Consider the following 18,835-nt stretch of genomic DNA (forward strand, 5'->3'; position numbering starts at 1 on the left):
TCCATCGAAAAATACGATGACAACGCATGCCCGCGGCCCGGCATCCACCGGATATCCGGTATAACGGCGCCGCGGCGGCGAATTGCAGCGGGGACCGGCATCAACGGCCTCGACACACGCGGGCGAGTCGTACCGGCGGGTCGTGGGCCGCGGTCGAACGGCACACAATCGACGGCGCTTTTCGACCGGCATTCATCTCAAACGTTCCATCCCGCCGATCGGTTTACCTCGATTGGCCGTCGTAAACCCGTGATTCGCCAAGATCGCAAATCGTGCGGGAACGCCCCGCATCGAACCGCCCGGCGCAATGCCGGCGGCACCGAAACCGATTCCATCCGGAACGATACAAACCATTGTTTTTCCGGGAAAATAGTGCCATTGTGCAGCGCACCAAAAGCGCTTGACATCCGTTCCGAACGCCCTAGAATGGGAACCGTTGTTGCAATGCACCAAGCCATTGCGCAGATGCGGAACACCGTCGTGCCCCTCAAGTCGTGCCCCTTAACTCAAGCGATCGCCGCGAAGCCGGTGATCGTCAATCAGGAGCCAAAACCATGTCCCTGTTGACCCCCGAGCAAATCGCCGCCGCCCAGAAGGCCAACCTCGAAAGCCTGTTCGGCCTGACGACGAAGGCGTTCGAAAGCGTCGAGAAGCTGATCGAGCTGAACGTGCAGGTCGTGAAGTCGACGCTCGCGGAAAGCCAGGAAAACGCGCAGCGCGCGCTGTCGGTGAAGGACGCGCAGGAACTGATCGCGCTGCAGGCCAGCTTCGCCCAGCCGATCGCCGAGAAGGTCCTGGCCTATGGCCGCCACCTGTACGACATCGCCTCGACGACGCAGGCCGAATTCGCCAAGGTCGCCGAAGCCCAGTACCAGGAGCAGAACCTGAAGGTCCAGGCGCTCGTCGACAACGTCGCGAAGAACGCCCCGGCCGGTTCGGAAACGGCTGTCGCCGCACTGAAGTCGGCGATCAACGCCGCGAACACGACCTACGAAACGGTGCAGAAGGCCACCAAGCAGGCCGTCGAGATCGCCGAATCGAACTTCAACGCCGCCGCCGCCGTCGCGACCAAGGCCGCCAACTCGGCCGCCGCTGCATCGCGTCGCACGGCCGCCGCACCGAAGGCCGTCTAAGCGAGGGCATCCGCCCCATCGAACCGGTCGCGCGCCGCAGTCAGGCGCGCCGCGCCCGAAAAGCCGCGCCGCTGCGCGGCTTTTTTCTTGGCCGAACGGTTCGACGCGAATGAAGCGCCGGGCAAGGCGCCGAACGACGGAGCCGAACCCGCCCCCCCTGCCCGCGCGCTCAGCGCCAATGAAAACGGCCCCGCCGGACCTTTTTCGGTCCGGCGGGGCCGTCGAACATCATCCCGGCCGACGCCACCCGCGCGCCGGCCTGACGACGTTTTACTTCTTCCGCTGCGGCGGCAGGTCGGTACAGACGCCTTCGTACAGCTCGGCGGCCATCCCGATCGATTCGCCGAGCGTCGGGTGCGGATGGATCGTCTTGCCGATGTCCTCGGCGTCGGCGCCCATCTCGACCGCCAGGCACACTTCGCTGATCAGGTCGCCCGCATTCAGGCCGACGATCCCGCCGCCGATCACGCGATGCGTTTCCTCGTCGAACAGCAGCTTCGTGAAGCCCTCGTCGCGGCCGTTGGCGATCGCGCGGCCCGAAGCGACCCACGGGAACACCGCCTTGCCGTACTTGACGCCTTCCGCCTTCAGCTGGTCCTCGGTCTTGCCCGCCCAGGCCACTTCCGGATCGGTGTAGGCCACCGACGGGATCTGCAGCGCGTCGAAATAGGCCTTCTCGCCGTGCGCGGCCTCGGCTGCGACGTGGCCTTCATGGACGGCCTTGTGCGCGAGCATCGGCTGGCCGACGAGATCGCCGATCGCGAAGATGTGCGGCACGTTGGTGCGCATCTGCTTGTCGACTTCGATGAAGCCGCGATCCGTGACCGCGACGCCAGCCTTGTCGGCACCGATCTTCTTGCCATTCGGGCTGCGGCCGACGGCCACCAGCACGAGGTCGTAACGCTGCGCTTCCGCCGGCGCCTTCTCGCCCTCGAACTTCACGTAGATGCCGTCTTCCTTCGCCTCGGCACCCACCGTCTTGGTCTTCAGCATCACGTTGCCGAAGCGCTTCGCGTTGTACTTCTCCCAGACCTTCACGAGATCGCGGTCGGCGCCCATCATCAGGCCGTCCATCATTTCGACCACGTCGATCTCGGCGCCGAGCGTCGAGTAAACGGTGGCCATTTCGAGGCCGATGATGCCGCCGCCGATCACGAGCATGCGCTTGGGCAGCTGGCGCAGTTCGAGCGCGCCGGTCGAATCGATCACGCGCGGATCTTCCGGCATGAACGGCAGCTTCACCGCCTGCGAGCCGGCCGCGATGATCGCCTGCTTGAACTTGACGACGGTCTTGCCGCTCTCGCCCACGACTTCGAGATGGTACGGATCGAGGAAGCCGCCGACGCCCGACACCACCTGGACCTTGCGCGCCTTGGCCATGCCGGCGAGGCCGACCGTGAGCTGCTTGACGACGCTCGACTTGAAGTCGCGCAGCTTGTCGAGATTGACTTCGGGCTTGCCGAACGTGATGCCGTGATCAGCCAGCGCGGCTGCCTCGTCGATCACCAGCGCCGTATGCAGCAGCGCCTTCGACGGGATGCAACCGACGTTCAGACATACGCCGCCGAGCGTCGCGTAACGCTCGACCAGCACCGTCTTCATGCCGAGATCGGCCGACCGGAACGCCGCCGAATAACCGCCGGGGCCCGAACCGAGCACCACCATGTCGCATTCGACGTCGGCCTTGCCCGAGTAGCTGCCGGCCTGCGGCGCGGCGGCCGGCGCGGCCTTCTCGGCGGGCTTCTCAGCCGGCTTCTCGGTTTTGGCGGCCGGCGCCTCGGGCGCCTTTTCGGCGGGCTTGGCCGCCTCGGCGCTGCCCTCGAGCACGACGATCAGCGTGCCCTGCGAGACCGGATCGCCGACCTTGACCTTCACTTCCTTGACGACGCCGGCTTCCGGACTCGGCACGTCCATCGTCGCCTTGTCCGATTCGAGCGTGACGAGCGACTGCTCCTTCTCGACCGTGTCGCCCGCCTTCACCAGCACCTCGATGACGGGAATATCGTTGAAATCGCCGATGTCCGGCACTTTGACTTCGATGAGACTCATGAACTGTCCCCTACTTGTATGGACTACCGCCGATCGAACGACGCATCCGCGCCGGTACGCACGAGGCCGCCGCCGGGGCGGCTCCCGCGCGCGCCGCGCCGGCCGCGCGATGCGCATCTGACGCAGCGCGCGGCCGGACGGCGGATGCCGTCATGCATCAAAGAATCACGCGGCGGAAATCGCCGAGGATCGACGCCAGGTACGCGTTGAAGCGCGCGGCCGCGGCGCCGTCGATCACGCGGTGATCGTAAGACAGCGACATCGGCAGCGTCAGGCGCGGCACGAACTGCTTGCCGTCCCAGACCGGCTTCATCGCGCTGCGCGACAGGCCGAGGATCGCGACTTCCGGTGCGTTGACGATCGGCGTGAAATGCGTGCCGCCGATGCCGCCCAGCGACGAGATCGAGAAGCAGCCGCCCTGCATCTGGTCGGGCTTGAGCTTGCCGTCGCGCGCCGCCTTCGACAGATCGGCCATTTCCTTGGCGATGTCGACGAGGCCCTTCTTGTCCGCGTCGCGGATCACCGGCACGACCAGCCCGTTCGGCGTGTCGGCGGCGAAACCGATGTGGAAGTACTGCTTGAGGATCAGGTTGTCGCCGTCGAGGCTCGCGTTGAAGGTCGGGAACTTCTTCAGCGCCGCGACCACGGCCTTGATCACGAAGGCGAGCATCGTGAACTTCACGCCCGACTTCTCGTTTTCCTTGTTCAGCTGGACGCGCAGCGCCTCGAGCTCGGTGATGTCCGCCTCGTCGTTGTTCGTGACGTGCGGGATCATGACCCAGTTGCGATGCAGGTTCGCGCCCGAGATCTTCTTGATGCGCGACAGCGGCTGCGCCTCGACCGGACCGAACTTCGTGAAGTCGATCTTCGGCCACGGCAGCAGGTTCAGCTCGCCGCCGCCCGCCGGCGCGGCAGCGCCGGCCGGAGCCGCGGTCTGGCCCGTCATCACGCCCTTCACGAACGCGGTCACGTCTTCCTTCGTGATACGGCCCTTCGGACCCGAACCGGCCACGCGGCCGACGTCGACGCCCAGCTCGCGCGCGAACTTGCGCACCGACGGCGAAGCGTGACTCGCCCGGCCCGACGCGGCCGGCGCCGGTGCCGGTGCCGAAGCCTGCGCGGCCGGTGCGGCCTTCTGCTCGGCCTGGGCCGGCGCCGCCTTGGGCGCCTCGGCCTTCGGCGCTTCCGCCTTCGGGGCCGCGGCGGCCGGCGCGGCATCGCCGCTCTCCAGCACCACGATCAGCGCGCCCTCGGAGACCGTGTCGCCGACCTTGACCTTGATTTCCTTGACGGTGCCGGCGGCCGGGCTCGGCACGTCCATCGTCGCCTTGTCCGATTCGAGCGTGACGAGCGATTGCTCCTTCTCGACCTTGTCGCCGACCTTCACGCCGATCTCGATGACCGGGATGTCCTTGTAGTCGCCGATATCCGGCACCTTGACGTCGACCGTGCCGCCGCCCGCCGCCGGGGCGCCGGCCTTCGGCGCCTCGGCCTTGGCCGGCGCGGCTTCCGCCTTGGGCGCCTCGGCCTTCGGCGCTTCCGCCTTGGCTTCGCCCGAGCCCTCGAACACGACGATCAGCGTGCCTTCCGACACGGTATCGCCCGCCTTGACCTTCACTTCCTTGACCGTACCGGCCGACGGGCTCGGCACGTCCATCGTCGCCTTGTCGGACTCGAGCGTGACGAGCGACTGCTCGGCCTCGACCGTGTCGCCCGCCTTCACCAGCACCTCGATGACGGGAATGTCCTTGTAATCGCCGATATCCGGCACCTTGACTTCGATCGCTTGACTCATCTGTAAAAGTCTCCTGGGCCGCGCGCGCCCTGGTCGGGCGGCGCGGCGTGACATGGCACGTGTGCGTTTAAACCGTCATCGGATTGGGTTTCGACGGATCGAGGTCGTACTTCCTGATCGCCTCGGCGACCACCTTGCGGTCGATCGTGCCTTCGTCGGCCAGCGCGTTCAGCGCGGCGACGGTCACCCAGTGGCGGTCCACCTCGAAGAAGTGGCGCAGCGCCTTGCGCGTGTCCGAGCGGCCGTAGCCGTCGGTGCCGAGCACCACGTAGCGGCGATCGATCTGGCCGCGGATCTGGTCGGCCAGCGCGCGCACGTAGTCGGTCGACGCGATCACCGGGCCCTGCGCGTCCTTCAGCAGCGTCTGGACGTGCGACAGGCGGCGTTCCTCGGTCGGGTTCAGCAGGTTCCAGCGCTCGACCTCGTGGCCTTCGCGGGCCAGTTCGGTGAAGCTCGGCACGCTCCAGAGGTCGGCGGCAACGCCCCAGTCGTTCTTCAGCAGTTCGGCCGCGGCGATCACTTCGTTGAAGATCGTGCCGGCGCCGAGCAGCTGCACGCGCGGTGCCTTCTGGTCGGCCTCGGCCTTGCGGAACGCGTACATTCCCTTGATGATGTCGGCCGCCACGTGCTCGCCCTGCGGAATCGCCGGGTGCTCGTAGTTCTCGTTCATCACCGTGACGTAGTAGTACACGTCTTCCTGGTCGGCCACCATGCGCTGCAGGCCGTTCTGGATGATCACGGCGAGTTCGTAGCCGAAGGTCGGGTCGTAGCTCACGCAATTCGGCACCGATGCCGCCCACAGCAGCGAGTGGCCGTCTTCGTGCTGCAGGCCTTCGCCGTTCAGCGTGGTACGGCCGGCGGTGCCGCCCAGCAGGAAGCCGCGCGAACGCATGTCGCCCGCCGCCCAGGCCAGGTCGCCGATGCGCTGGAAGCCGAACATCGAATAGAAGATGTAGAACGGCACCATGATCTCGCCGTGCGTCGAGTACGACGTCGCCGCCGCGATCCAGTCGCACATGCCGCCCGCTTCGTTGATGCCTTCCTGCAGGATCTGGCCGGTTTCCGATTCCTTGTAGAACATCAGCTGGTCGGAATCTTCCGGCACGTACTTCTGGCCCTGCTGGTTCCAGATGCCGATCTGGCGGAACAGGCCCTCCATGCCGAAGGTACGCGACTCGTCCGGCACGATCGGCACGACGCGCTTGCCGAGCGTCTTGTCCTTCAGCAGGATGTTCAGGATCCGCACGAACGCCATCGTCGTCGAGATCTCGCGGCCTTCGCCCGTGCCCTTGAGCAGCGGCTCGAACGCGTCGAGCATCGGCACCGGCAGCGATTCCGCCTTCTGGCGGCGCTGCGGCAGGTAGCCGCCGAGCTCCTGGCGGTGCGCGCGCATGTACTCGAGTTCCTTCGAGCCTTCCTCGAACTTCAGGTAGGGGATGTCGCCGATCACGTCGTCGGCGATCGGCAGACGGAACTGGTCGCGGAAGCGCTTGAGCTGCTCCACCGGCAGCTTCTTCTGCTGGTGCGTGATGTTCATCGCCTGGCCGGCTTCGCCCATCCCGTAGCCCTTGATCGTCTTCGCGAGGATCACGGTCGGCGCGCCCTTGGTGTTGCTCGCCTCGTGGAACGCCGCGTAGATCTTGTGCGGATCATGGCCGCCGCGGTTCAGGTTCCAGATGTCGTCGTCGGACCAGTCGGCAACCATCGCCTTCAGTTCCGGCGTGTTGAAGAAGTGCTCGCGCACGAACGCGCCCGACTCCGATTTGTAGGTCTGGTACTCGCCGTCGACGACTTCCATCATCCGGCGCATCAGCGCGCCCGACTTGTCGCGGGCCAGCAGCGAATCCCAGCGGCTGCCCCAGATCACCTTGATGACGTTCCAGCCGGCGCCGCGGAATTCCGATTCGAGTTCCTGGATGATCTTGCCGTTGCCGCGCACCGGACCGTCCAGGCGCTGCAGGTTGCAGTTGATCACGAACACGAGGTTGTCGAGCCGCTCGCGGCTCGCCATGCCGATCGCGCCGAGCGATTCCGGCTCGTCGGTCTCGCCGTCGCCGAGGAAGGCCCAGACCTTGCGGCCCGCGGTCTTGGCGATGCCGCGTGCTTCCAGGTACTTCATGAAGCGCGCCTGGTAGATCGACATGATCGGGCCGAGGCCCATCGACACCGTCGGGAACTGCCAGAAATCCGGCATCAGCCACGGGTGCGGGTAAGACGAGATGCCGTTGCCGCCGACTTCCTGGCGGAAGTTGTTGAGTTGATCTTCGCTCAGGCGGCCGAGCAGGAACGCGCGCGAGTAGACGCCCGGCGACGAGTGGCCCTGCACGAACACGAGGTCACCGCCGTGCTCGGCGGACGGTGCGTGCCAGAAATGGTTGAAGCCGACGTCGTAGAGCGTCGCGGCCGACGCGAACGAGGCGATGTGGCCGCCGACGTTGGTGTCCTTGCCGGCGCGCAGCACCATCGCGATCGCGTTCCAGCGCGTGTACGAGCGGATCCGGTGTTCGATGTCCTGATCGCCCGGGATCTTCGCCTGACGCTCGACCGGGATGGTGTTGATATAGGGGGTGTTCGCGGAAAACGGCAGATGCTCGCCGTGCATGCGGGCGAACTCGATCTGCTTTTCGATGAGGTAATGCGCACGGCCCGGACCGACGGACGAGATCACGCCGTCCAGCGCCTCCAGCCATTCGACGGTTTCTTGCGAATCGTCGTCCTGCTCGGCGGCGACGTACTTCATCACTTCGTTGGGTACAGCGGACATGCTCGTCTCCTGGGTCCTGAGGGTGAGATCGCGCTGCGTGCAGACGACCTGATTCCGGCGGCTGCGGCAAGCTCCCGGCGGATTGTAAAGAGGCTCGCCGGACCGACGCAACTAAATTTTCGGGTTGTGAGATTGTTTCTCACAATACGAAATAATGCTGCGCTGCACTCTATTTACAAGGCCTTCGTGCGGCAAATTTCGCTTTCGGTTCAATATTGCGACACCGCGTTTGGCCTGCAATGCCCTGAGCTACAATGCGTGCCATGTTGACCGATCGGCTATTCGCACGCTCGGCGCGAGCCTCCGGTGCCTCGGCGGACTCGCAGCCGTCCCGCTGGCACCACGGCCCGTGGTGGTCCAATTCCTATCTGTTGACGCCGCTGCTGTCGATCCTCGTGTTCCTGGTGGTGATGAGCCTCATTTTGTGGAGCCTCAACCGCCGCGAGCAGCAGCAGCAGGAAGACACCCTCTATCGCAACGTCGCCTGGGCGCAGCAGCAGATCCGCCTGTCGATGACAAGCGCCCAGGAGCAGCTGCAGGCGTTCGCGCGCGACCTCGCGCTGGGCCGCATCGACGAGCGCGGCTTCCAGTCCGCGGTCGGCGACGTGATGCAGGCGCATCCGGAAATCCTCTATCTGAACTGGTACGTCGCGCCCGGCACGGCGCGCTGGCCCGACATGCAGCTGCCGGCGCTGGGCCAGCGGCTCGCGCGGCCCAACGACGCCCAGATGGCCGAGATCGTGCGCGGCGCCTGGCGCGACGCGCACGAATCGCGCCGGCAGGCCTACTCGGCCATAGCCTACGACGATTTCGGCAACGGCTTCGTGACGCTGCAGACGCCCGTCACGCGCGACCGCGAGTACCTGGGCTCGATCGCCGCGGTGTTCTCGGTCGAAGGCATCCTCAAGCACGACATCCCGCCCGAGCTGTCGGCGAAGTACAAGATCTCGATCACCGACGTCAACAACCGCGAGCTGGCCTCCACCTCCTCGCGCCCGCGGCTGCCGCGCGACGCCCACTACGACCTGCCGCTCGACCCGCCCGGCCAGGGCCTGACGGTGCGCGTCTATTCGTATCCGCAGATGACGAACCTGACGAACAACACGCTCGTCTGGCTCGTCGCGGGCCTGTCCTGCTTCGTGCTCTGGAGCCTGTGGAGCCTCTGGAAGCACACGCGGCAGCGCTTCGAGGCGCAGCAGGCGCTGTACGCGGAGGCGTTCTTCCGCCGCGCGATGGAGAATTCGGTGCTGATCGGCATGCGCGTGCTCGACATGCACGGCCGCATCACCCACGTGAACCCGGCGTTCTGCCGCATGACGGGCTGGGACGAGGACGACCTGGTCGGCAAGGTCGCGCCGTTCCCGTACTGGCCGCGCGACGCGTATCCGGAAATGCAGCGCCAGCTCGACATGACGCTGCGCGGCAAGGCGCCGTCCTCGGGCTTCGAGCTGCGGGTGCGCCGCAAGGACGCCTCGATGTTCCATGCGCGGCTCTACGTCTCGCCGCTGATCGACAGCTCGGGCCGCCAGACCGGGTGGATGTCGTCGATGACCGACATCACCGAGCCGAAACGCGCGCGCGAGGAACTGGCCGCCGCGCACGAGCGCTTCACCACGGTGCTGGAGAGCCTCGACGCGGCCGTCTCGGTGCTGGCCGCCGACGAGGCCGAGCTGCTGTTCGCCAACCGCTACTACCGCCACCTGTTCGGGATCCGCCCCGACGGCCATCTGGAGCTGTCGGGCGGCGGCTTCGACTCGACCCAGGCCTCGTCGGATTCGATCGACATGGTCGACGCGTTCGCCGGGCTGCCCGCCACCGCGCTGACCGAGAGCACGGCCGACGCGCAGGAAGTCTACGTCGAGAGCATCCAGAAGTGGTTCGAGGTGCGCCGTCAATACATCCAGTGGGTCGACGGCCATCTCGCGCAGATGCAGATCGCCACCGACATCACGACCCGCAAGAAGGCCCAGGAGCTCGCGCACCAGCAGGAAGAGAAGCTGCAGTTCACGAGCCGGCTGATGACGATGGGCGAGATGGCCTCGTCGATCGCGCACGAGCTGAACCAGCCGCTCGCGGCGATCAACAACTACTGCTCGGGCACCGTGGCGCTCGTCAAGAGCGGGCGCGGCACCGCCGAGACGCTGCTGCCGGCGCTCGAGAAAACCGCCCAGCAGGCGCTGCGCGCCGGCATGATCGTCAAGCGGATCCGCGAGTTCGTGAAGCGCAGCGAGCCCAAGCGGCAGGCCGCGCGCGTGGCCGACATCGTCGCCGACGCGGTCGGGCTCGCCGAAATCGAGGCCCGCAAGCGGCGCATCCGGATCGTTACCGAGATCCGCGCCAGAATGCCTATTATCTATGTTGACCCGGTGCTGATCGAGCAGGTCCTGATGAACCTGATGAAGAACGCCGCCGAGGCGATGGGCGACGTGAAGGATCCGCAGGCCGACGGCCTGATCCGCGTGGTGGCCGACATCGAGGCAGGCTTCGTCGACATCCGCGTGATCGACCAGGGCCCCGGTGTCGACGAAGCCACCGCCGAGCGTCTGTTCGAACCGTTCTACAGCACCAAGTCCGACGGCATGGGCATGGGGCTCAACATCTGTCGATCGATCATCGAGTCGCACCGCGGGCGGCTCTGGGTCGTCAACAACATCGAGGCGGACGGCCGCGTCTCCGGCGCGACGTTCCATTGCAGCCTGCCCATCGGGGCACCCGAAAACCACGGCCGCGGCGGCGTGGCATCACATACTGTTACGGGAGAGATATGAATAGCCCTGTCACCACCCCTCAGGAAACCGTCTTTGTCGTCGACGATGACGAGGCCGTGCGCGATTCGCTGCGCTGGCTGCTGGAGGCGAACGGCTATCGCGTGCAATGCTTCTCGAGCGCGGAACAGTTTCTCGACGCGTACCAGCCGGCCCAGCAGGTCGGCCAGATCGCGTGCCTGATCCTCGACGTGCGGATGTCGGGGATGAGCGGGCTCGAACTGCAGGAGCGCCTGATCGCCGACAACGCCGCGCTGCCGATCATCTTCGTGACGGGCCACGGCGACGTGCCGATGGCGGTCTCGACGATGAAGAAGGGCGCCATGGACTTCATCGAGAAGCCGTTCGACGAAGCCGAATTGCGCAGCCTGGTCGAGCGCATGCTCAACAAGGCGCGCAACGAAAGCAAGAGCGTGCAGGAGCAGCGCGCCGCGAGCGAGCGGCTCTCGAAGCTGACCGCGCGCGAACAGCAGGTGCTCGAACGGATCATCGCCGGCCGCCTCAACAAGCAGATCGCCGACGACCTCGGCATCAGCATCAAGACCGTCGAGGCACACCGCGCGAACATCATGGAAAAGCTCAACGTCAACACGGTCGCCGACCTGCTGCGTCTGGCGCTGTCCAAGAAGCCGGCGTAAGCGGCCTCCTCCAAACCGCTCCATCGGGCCGCACCGCGCGACGCCGGGCTTTCCGGCGCGCGTGGTGCCGGCTCGCGGCGTCGCGCCTCGCGTCAAGCGCGACGTTGGAACCGGTCCCATTTTCGCTGTCTCGCCCCTCCTCTCGTCTCACCAGCCGCCCGACGCCGCCGTGGCGCACGGCACGGCATCGATGTCGGATGCCGACAGGCGATGGGTATAATTCCGTGCTTTGCTGCGGCGGTGTTCCGCCCACCGCCCGCGCCGGTTTCCCCTATTCGGATCGAATCCCACCATGACAGCCACCCTGATCGACGGCAACGCCCTTTCGAAGACCCTGCGCGCGCAAGCCGCCGAACGCGCCGCGGCGCTCACCGCGCGCGGCCATCGTCCCGGCCTCGCGGTCGTGCTGGTCGGCGACAATCCGGCCAGCGAGGTCTACGTCCGCAACAAGATCAAGGCCTGCGAGGACAACGGCTTCTTCTCGCACAAGGACGTGTTCCCGGCGACGCTGTCGGAGGCCGACCTGCTCGCGCGTATCGGCGAGCTGAACCGCGACCCGCGAATCCACGGCATCCTCGTGCAGCTGCCGCTGCCGCCGCACATCGACAGCCACAAGGTGATCGAGGCGATCGCGCCCGAGAAGGACGTGGACGGCTTCCACGTCGCGAACGCCGGCGCGCTGATGACGGGCAAGCCGCTGTTCCGCCCCTGCACGCCCTACGGCGTGATGAAGATGTTCGAGGCGCACGGCATCGAGCTGGCCGGCGCGAACGCGGTGGTGATCGGCCGCTCGAATATCGTCGGCAAGCCGATGGCGATGCTGCTGCTGGAGGCCGGCGCGACGGTCACGATCTGCCACAGCAGGACGCGCGACCTGGCCGCCCACACGCGCAACGCCGACGTGGTGGTGGCCGCGGTCGGCAAGCGCAACGTGCTGACGGCCGAGATGGTGAAGCCGGGCGCGACGGTGATCGACGTCGGCATGAACCGCAACGACGCGGGCAAGCTGTGCGGCGACATCGATTTCGACGCGATCCGCGAGGTGGCCGGCTTCGTCACGCCGGTGCCGGGCGGCGTCGGCCCGATGACGATCACGATGCTGCTGATCAACACGATCGAGGCCGCCGAACGCGCGGCCGGCGCGGCGGCCTGAGTGCGCCGCGCCGCGCGGGCGCGTACGAGCGGGTGGCAAGGCAAGCGGCCGTGCGGTCCGCTCAAGTAGCCCCACGCGACACGCGTGGACGGCCCCGTCCGGCATCCGTGACGCGCGGCGGCAGCGCGGCTGCGCCGTGCCGGGCCGCGGAGTGGTTTGCGCGGCGAGCAACCGGCACCGCGGGCCGCCTTCGATTCCCGCCGGCTCGATCGCGGCACGCTCCTGCCCCACCGCATCATGCGCGCCTGCCGCGCGCCGGCCCCTCGCCCCGCCACCGTTTTTCGCGCCTCCACCGTGCTTCCCGCGCCGTGCCAATCGCGTCGTTAGAAACTTCCGATTGGAAACCGGCCGGGCCGCCCCAATAATGTCGACATGCGGCGGTATCGCCGCCGCGTCCGTTCATCGCAATCCGACCTCGCAGGGAGCCTCATGTCCGTCAGCGCCAACGCCAATCCGCTTCTCGATTTCTCCGGCCTGCCCCGCTTCGCGGAGATCCGTCCCGCACACGTGACACCCGCCCTCGATACGCTGCTCGAACAGGCCGAGGACGCCGTCGCGCGCGCCGCCGATCCGGCCACGCCGGCCACCTGGGCCGACGTGGTCGAGACGGTCGAGCGCGTGACCGAGCCGCTCGGCCGCGCCTGGGGCGTGATCGGCCACCTGAACGCGGTGGCCGACACGCCCGAGCTGCGCGCCGCCTACGGCGAGAACCTGCCGCGCGTGACCGAGTTCTGGTCGAGCGTGGGCCAGAACCTCGCGCTCTACGAGAAGTACAAGGCGATCGCGGCCGGCGCCGAATACGCGACGCTCTCGGCCGAGCGCCGCAAGATCCTCGACAACTCGCTGCGCGACTTCCGCCTGTCGGGCGCCGAGCTGCCGGAAGACCGCAAGCCGCGCTTCGCCGAGCTGCAGGAGCAGCAGGCCGCGCTGTCGAAGGCGTTCTCGGACCACGTGCTCGACGCCACCAACGGCTACGCGTACTACGCGCAGGCCGAGGACGAACTGCGCGGCCTGCCCGACGACGCGATCGCGGCCGCGCGCGAAGCCGCGCAGCGCGAGGACAAGCCCGGCTGGAAGTTCACGCTGCATTTCCCGTCCTACTTCCCGGTGCTGCAATACGCCGAGAACCGCGCGATGCGCGAGACGCTGTACCGCGCCTACGTGACGCGCGCCTCCGAACTCGGCCCGCAATACGGCGGCGGCAAGGCCGAATGGGACAACACGAAGATCGTCGCCGACACGCTCGCGCTGCGCCGCGAGGAGGCCCGGATGCTCGGCTACGCGAACTTCGCCGAAGTTTCGCTCGCGCCGAAGATGGCCGAATCGCCGGCCCAGGTCACGGCCTTCCTCGAGGATCTCGCGGTGCGCGCGCGTCCGCACGCCGAGCGCGACTGGGACGAGCTGCGCGCGTTCGCGGCCGACACGCTCGGGCTGCGCGAGCTGGCGCCGTGGGACGTGGCCTACGCGGCCGAGAAGCTGCGCCAGCAGCGCTACGCGTTCTCGGAGAACGAGGTCAAGCAGTACTTCCCGGAGCCGGCCGTGCTGAAGGGCCTGTTCACCGTCACGGAAACGCTGTTCGGCGTGAAGATCCGCCGCGACGAGGCGCCGGTCTGGCATCAGGACGTGCGCTTCTTCCGCGTCGAGAACCCGGACGGCACGCTGGTCGCGCAGTTCTACCTCGACCTTTACGCGCGCGAGGGCAAGCGCGGCGGCGCCTGGATGGACGACGCGCGCTCGCGCGCGAAGCGCGGCGCGCAGGTGCAGACGCCGGTGGCCTACCTGACCTGCAACTTCTCCGCGCCGGTCGGCGGCAAGCCCGCCTGCTTCACGCACGATGAAGTGATCACGCTGTTCCACGAGTTCGGCCACGGCCTGCACCACATGCTCACGCGCGTCGAGGAACTCGGCGTGTCGGGGATCAACGGCGTGGAGTGGGACGCCGTGGAGCTGCCGTCGCAGTTCATGGAGAACTTCTGCTGGGAGTGGGACGTGCTGCCGTCGATGTCGTCGCACGTCGAGACCGGCGCCTCGCTGCCGCGCGAGCTGTTCGACAAGATGCTGGCCGCGAAGAACTTCCAGAGCGGGCTCGGCACGCTGCGCCAGATCGTGTTCTCGATGTACGACATGCTGCTGCACGTCGATTTCGATCCGGCCGGCGCGCAGAACGCGGTCGAGTTCGCGCGCGAGATCAACGAGCGCTTCCACGTGATCCCGCAGGCGCCGTTCTCGCGCTGGCCGAACACGTTCAGCCACATCTTCGCGGGCGGCTACGCGGCCGGCTACTACAGCTACAAGTGGGCCGAGGTGCTGTCGGCCGACGCCTACGCGGCCTTCGAGGAAGCGGCCAGGGCTGGCGGCACGGTGCTCGACGCCGCCACCGGCACGCGCTACCGCCGCGAGATCCTCGAGGTCGGCGGCAGCCGGCCCGCGATGGACTCGTTCAAGGCGTTCCGCGGCCGCGAGCCGGAAATCGACGCGCTGCTGCGCCACAACGGCATGACGGCCGCCGCGCACTGACGCGACGCCAGCGCCGCGCCGCCGCGTTCGACGGGCGGCGCGGGCCGCTGGCCTATCATGGTCCGCGCTATCGAACGGCGCCCGGCTACACGGGCGCCGTTTTTTCATGCGGAGCCGTCGTTCTCGCGAGCTTGGTCGCCCGTGTCCACAATGTCCGCCGGCGCTTCGCCCTGGTTGCCGTCGTCGGTCACGTCGCTCTCGTCAGCCGTGTCGACCACGTCGTCACTGACATCCGCCGCTGCCTCGCCCGCGCCCGCCTCGTCATCGAACAACGCGATCTGGCCGTGGCGCTCGGCCGTGTCCTCGTCCACGCGCACGCCCACACCGAGCAGCCGCACCGCCTGCGGCCGCCGCATGAGCCCCCTGGCCAGCAGCGCGATGGCGGTCTCCACGTCGGTCGCGTCGGCCACGCATTCCACCGTGGTGCGCTGGAAATCGGCGAAGCGGATCTTCACGTAGAGCTTGCGGACCAGCCGGCGCGCGCCGGCCCGCTCGATGCGCGCGTCGAGCTGCGGCACCAGCCGGCGCATTTCCGCGGCGCACTGTTCGAGCGTGGCGAGATCGTGGACGTAGGTGGTCTCGACGCTGACCGACTTGCGCTCGCGGTCGGCGCGCACGCGGCGCTCGTCGATGCCGTGGGACAGCTCGTGCAGGCGTCGGCCGAACGCGCCGAACTCGCGGTGCAGGTCGAACAGCGACCATTCGCGCAGCTGCGCGCAGGTCTCGATGCCGAGCCGCTCGAGCCGCCCCGCGGTGACGCGGCCGACGCCGAACAGCTTGCGCACCGGCAGCGCCGCCACGAACGCGTCCACCTCGTGCGGCCGCACCACGAACAGGCCGTCTGGCTTGTTCCAGTCGGAGGCGATCTTGGCGACGAACTTGTTCGGCGCGACCCCGGCCGACACCGTCACGCCCACCGTGTCGCGCACGCGCGCGCGGATCTCGCGCGCGATCAGCGTCGCGCTGCCGTGGCAGCGCCCGGTGCGGCTCACGTCGAGATAGGCCTCGTCGAGCGAGAGCGGTTCGACCTCGGGCGTGTAGTCGCGATAGATCTCCATGATCGCGCGCGAGGCGATCCGGTATTTGTCCATCGACGGCGGCAGGATCAGCAGGTCCGGGCACTTGCGCATCGCCAGCGCCGACGACATCGCCGAATGCACGCCGTAGCGCCGCGCGTCGTAGTTGCAGGTGGCGATCACGCCGCGCCGGTCGGGCCGTCCGCCCACCGCGAGCGGACGGCCGAGCAGCGAGGGATCGTCGCGCATCTCGACCGACGCGTAAAAGCAGTCGCAGTCGAGATGGATGATCTTGCGCACGAACGCGCCCGTGCCGGCCGCGGAAACGGTCGGCACGGCGGAATCCGGAGCGGGCGCGGGGGAACTCACGGTGGCGGTGCGGGGCAAAACGGCATTATCGCGTGAAAGCGCGCGCGGGCCGGACCGAAGGTTGCAGACGCGAAATTTTCCCGACGCCTGCGGCGCGAACGAATTGCAGCCTCGGATTGCAGCCTCGATCAGGCAGACCAACCGGCGACGCCAATCGACCGAACCAAAATGGCGATCGGGATTTACCCGGAATTCGCATTCAAATTCGCATTCAATACCGAACCCTTATTCAATTCGTCCAATATTGCAGATTCGGCGTCTGGCAATGCATTTATCCATGCATTATTTACTCGATTGTCCCGATTTGCCGGGACAGCCTCATTTCACAATCGACGGATCAGGACGAAAGGTAAGCAATCGAAGAAATTTTTCAAGGAAAGGGTTGCTCCGCCCGAAATGGTTGCTTATTCTCTGTCGGGCTGCCACGAGCCGCCGCTCACGCCGCAGTCCGCAGAGATTGCGCGTCGAATGTTTCGGATTTACCGGCGGGCGCGCATCACGCGCTGCCGCATCGAGATTCGACCGGATACGGATGAATTCATGCTGAATTACGATTTCGCTCACTGGATCGCTTTTTTGACGATGGCGATTCTGCTCAATATCTCTCCCGGCCCGGATATCGCATTCATCCTCGGCAATACGCTGAAGAGCGGCCGGCGCCACGGCTTCGCCGCGATGCTGGGGATCTGGGTGGGCGCGTTGTTCCACGTGTCGTGCGCGGCGATCGGGCTGTCGGCGATCCTCTACACGTCGGCCACCATGTTCCTGATCGTCAAGTGGGTGGGCGTGGCCTACCTGACCTGGCTCGGCATCCAGGCGCTGCTGTCGAAGGCGGGCGCGTTCCACATCAACGAACCGGCCAAGCCGCGCACCATCTCGGAAGTGTTTTTCCAGGGCGCCTTCATCGACATCCTCAACCCGAAGGTCGCGATCTTCTTCCTCGCGCTGCTGCCGCAGTTCGTGGTGGACGGCGCCGGCCCGGTGCCGCTGCAGCTCGCCGTCCACGGCATCCTGATCATCGCGGTGGCGGCGCTGGTGGAGCCGCCGCTGATCCTGCTCGGCGACCGGCTGGCCGCCCGGATTCGCGCCAATCAAAAGGCCGCGACTTGGATCGATCGCACGCTCGGTGTTTTCTTTCTCGGGCTCGCCACCAAACTGGCGGTATTCAGGCAGTAATTCGTGACCATTGAATCGGGCGGCCAATTTCGATTCACGCCGCCCCGCTTCAAAATAAAAACATAATCAAACCACCCGATCACGCATGCCGCATTGCGGCAAATGATGACGCACGCCCGCGGCATGGCGCTTCGGCTTTACCGGCAACGCTCCCCGACATTACGTGGCGCAGATGAATTTCATCGCGCGCCGCGATTCTTCAAGGCAATTTCGATGACGACGATCGTATTGGCAGGCGGTGGTTTATCGAGCTGGTATGTGACGGGACGGTTGATCGAACTCGATCAGCCCGTCGAGGTGTGGTTCGCGGACGCGGATCAGTGCGACGAAGCCCTGGCCGAGCCGTTCGTGCGTTATCTCGAGCAAAACCGGATCCCGTTCGCGCGGCAGGACATTCGTGCCGAGCTGGCCGAAATCGGGCTCGAGGCGGCGCGCGCGCAGGCCCGCCACCGCACCGGCTACTGGAATACCACCGGGCTGCTGCGGGCCGGCCTGATCTCGGGCTGCTCGCGCTGGCTCGCTGAAGCCCGCCCCGACGCCGCCGCGGTCGCGCACGGCTGCGTGGCGTTCGGCAACGACCAGCGGCGCTTCCAGAACCTGTTCGCCGAGCTGCGCCCCGCCGTGTCGGTGCAGGCCAGCCTCGCGCAATGGAACAGCGGCCAGGAAGCCCCCACGCGCCGCTTCATGGTGGACGCGATCGCGCGCTGGACCGGCGAGCGGCCCGCCGCGCTCGAGGACAAGGTGGCGTGGTCGTCGGACGGCTCGCTGCTCGGCATCTCGCACGAGGGCACCGCGATCGAGCGCCACGACAGCGACTGGACCACCGCGCCGTTCGTCATGACGCGCGCGCCGTTCGACGACGCGCAGGCCGAGGATCTCACGCTGCACTTCGAGCACGGCCATCTCGTGCAGGTGGGCGAAGTGCGCGGCGACGCGCACGCGCTGCTCGCGCAGGCCAACGCGCGCGCGGGCGCGCACGGCCTCGGCCGGATCGGCGTGATGGAAACGCGCCTGAAGGGCACCAAGTGCCGCGGCGTGTACGAGGCGCCCGGGCTCACGCTGGTCGGCCTCGCCTGGGCGGCGCTGCAGGAGCTGGCGCTGACCAATGCCGAGCTGGAGCGGATCGACGCGCTGTCGCGCCAGCTCTGCGCCGATGCCTACGCCGGCCTCTGGTACGGCGCGTCCGCCGTGGCGCGGCGCGCGGAGTTCGGGCAGGTGTGCGGCGCGCTGTCGGGCGCGGTGACGGTGGCGCTGCGCGGCGGTTTCGGCTTCGTGCGCCGGATCGACGCCGGCACCACGCATACCGGCATCGAGCGCCGCTTCGCCGGCGGCGGCACGCAGTGGAGCGAGTGACGCGGCGCGGCGGCGCGGCGCCATGAGCCGGCCGCGCGGGCCGAACGAACCGGTCGCGTCCGCACGGCCTGGCGCATCACTTGCGCGGCCGGCCTCGGGAGCCGGGC

General features: G+C 67.3%; 11 protein-coding genes. 7 read left to right on the top strand and 4 right to left on the bottom strand.

Annotated features, from left to right (window positions below; all coding sequences use genetic code 11):
* Positions 1–554 precede the first annotated feature (554 nt).
* The gene (locus bpln_RS12880) at positions 555–1,133 is read left to right on the top strand and encodes a phasin family protein (RefSeq protein WP_055138990.1); all 579 of its coding nucleotides are present in this window, start codon (positions 555–557) and stop codon (positions 1,131–1,133) included.
* Positions 1,134–1,403: 270 nt separating this feature from the next.
* Here bpln_RS12880 and lpdA read toward each other — a convergent pair whose 3' ends face one another.
* From lpdA to aceE, 3 genes are all read right to left on the bottom strand, one after another.
* Positions 1,404–3,182, bottom strand: coding sequence for a dihydrolipoyl dehydrogenase (lpdA, locus tag bpln_RS12885; protein ID WP_055138991.1), 1,779 nt, complete (start codon positions 3,180–3,182; stop codon positions 1,404–1,406).
* 157 nt (positions 3,183–3,339) lie between these two features.
* Positions 3,340–4,977: a dihydrolipoyllysine-residue acetyltransferase gene (aceF, locus tag bpln_RS12890; RefSeq protein ID WP_055138992.1), complete on the bottom strand. Its 1,638-nt coding sequence runs from the start codon at positions 4,975–4,977 to the stop codon at positions 3,340–3,342.
* A 67-nt stretch (positions 4,978–5,044) separates the two neighbouring features.
* Entirely contained in the window at positions 5,045–7,741 is a 2,697-nt protein-coding gene (gene aceE / locus bpln_RS12895) for a pyruvate dehydrogenase (acetyl-transferring), homodimeric type (protein WP_042625492.1), read from the bottom strand.
* 263 nt (positions 7,742–8,004) lie between these two features.
* Between aceE and fixL the strand changes: the two genes are divergently transcribed.
* The 4 genes from fixL to bpln_RS12915 all read left to right on the top strand — a co-directional run bounded on the left by fixL (position 8,005) and on the right by bpln_RS12915 (position 14,814).
* On the top strand, positions 8,005–10,509 hold the full coding sequence (gene fixL / locus bpln_RS12900; RefSeq protein WP_055138993.1) for an oxygen sensor histidine kinase FixL: 2,505 nt from the start codon (positions 8,005–8,007) through the stop codon (positions 10,507–10,509).
* Positions 10,506–11,144 (top strand): oxygen response regulator transcription factor FixJ, encoded by a 639-nt coding sequence (gene fixJ, locus bpln_RS12905; RefSeq protein WP_042625494.1) that lies wholly within the window; start codon positions 10,506–10,508, stop codon positions 11,142–11,144. Before fixL ends, fixJ begins: the two co-directional genes overlap by 4 nt.
* A 292-nt stretch (positions 11,145–11,436) precedes the next feature.
* Entirely contained in the window at positions 11,437–12,297 is an 861-nt protein-coding gene (gene folD, locus bpln_RS12910; protein ID WP_042625495.1) for a bifunctional methylenetetrahydrofolate dehydrogenase/methenyltetrahydrofolate cyclohydrolase FolD, read from the top strand.
* A 429-nt stretch (positions 12,298–12,726) separates the two neighbouring features.
* Positions 12,727–14,814: a M3 family metallopeptidase gene (locus bpln_RS12915; protein WP_055138994.1), complete on the top strand. Its 2,088-nt coding sequence runs from the start codon at positions 12,727–12,729 to the stop codon at positions 14,812–14,814.
* A gap of 104 nt (positions 14,815–14,918) precedes the next feature.
* Here bpln_RS12915 and dinB read toward each other — a convergent pair whose 3' ends face one another.
* Complete coding sequence (dinB, locus tag bpln_RS12920; protein WP_148654016.1) at positions 14,919–16,166, bottom strand: DNA polymerase IV; 1,248 nt, start codon at positions 16,164–16,166, stop codon at positions 14,919–14,921.
* A 201-nt stretch (positions 16,167–16,367) separates the two neighbouring features.
* On the opposite strand from dinB, the gene bpln_RS37745 reads away from it, so the two are divergent.
* The gene (locus bpln_RS37745; RefSeq protein WP_244131919.1) at positions 16,368–17,375 is read left to right on the top strand and encodes a LysE family translocator; all 1,008 of its coding nucleotides are present in this window, start codon (positions 16,368–16,370) and stop codon (positions 17,373–17,375) included.
* Positions 17,376–17,588: 213 nt separating this feature from the next.
* On the top strand, positions 17,589–18,728 hold the full coding sequence (locus bpln_RS12930) for an argininosuccinate synthase domain-containing protein (protein ID WP_158512031.1): 1,140 nt from the start codon (positions 17,589–17,591) through the stop codon (positions 18,726–18,728).
* Positions 18,729–18,835: the final 107 nt, after the last annotated feature.

Source organism: Burkholderia plantarii (genome assembly GCF_001411805.1).
GTDB classification, from domain to species: Bacteria; Pseudomonadota; Gammaproteobacteria; order Burkholderiales; family Burkholderiaceae; genus Burkholderia; species Burkholderia plantarii.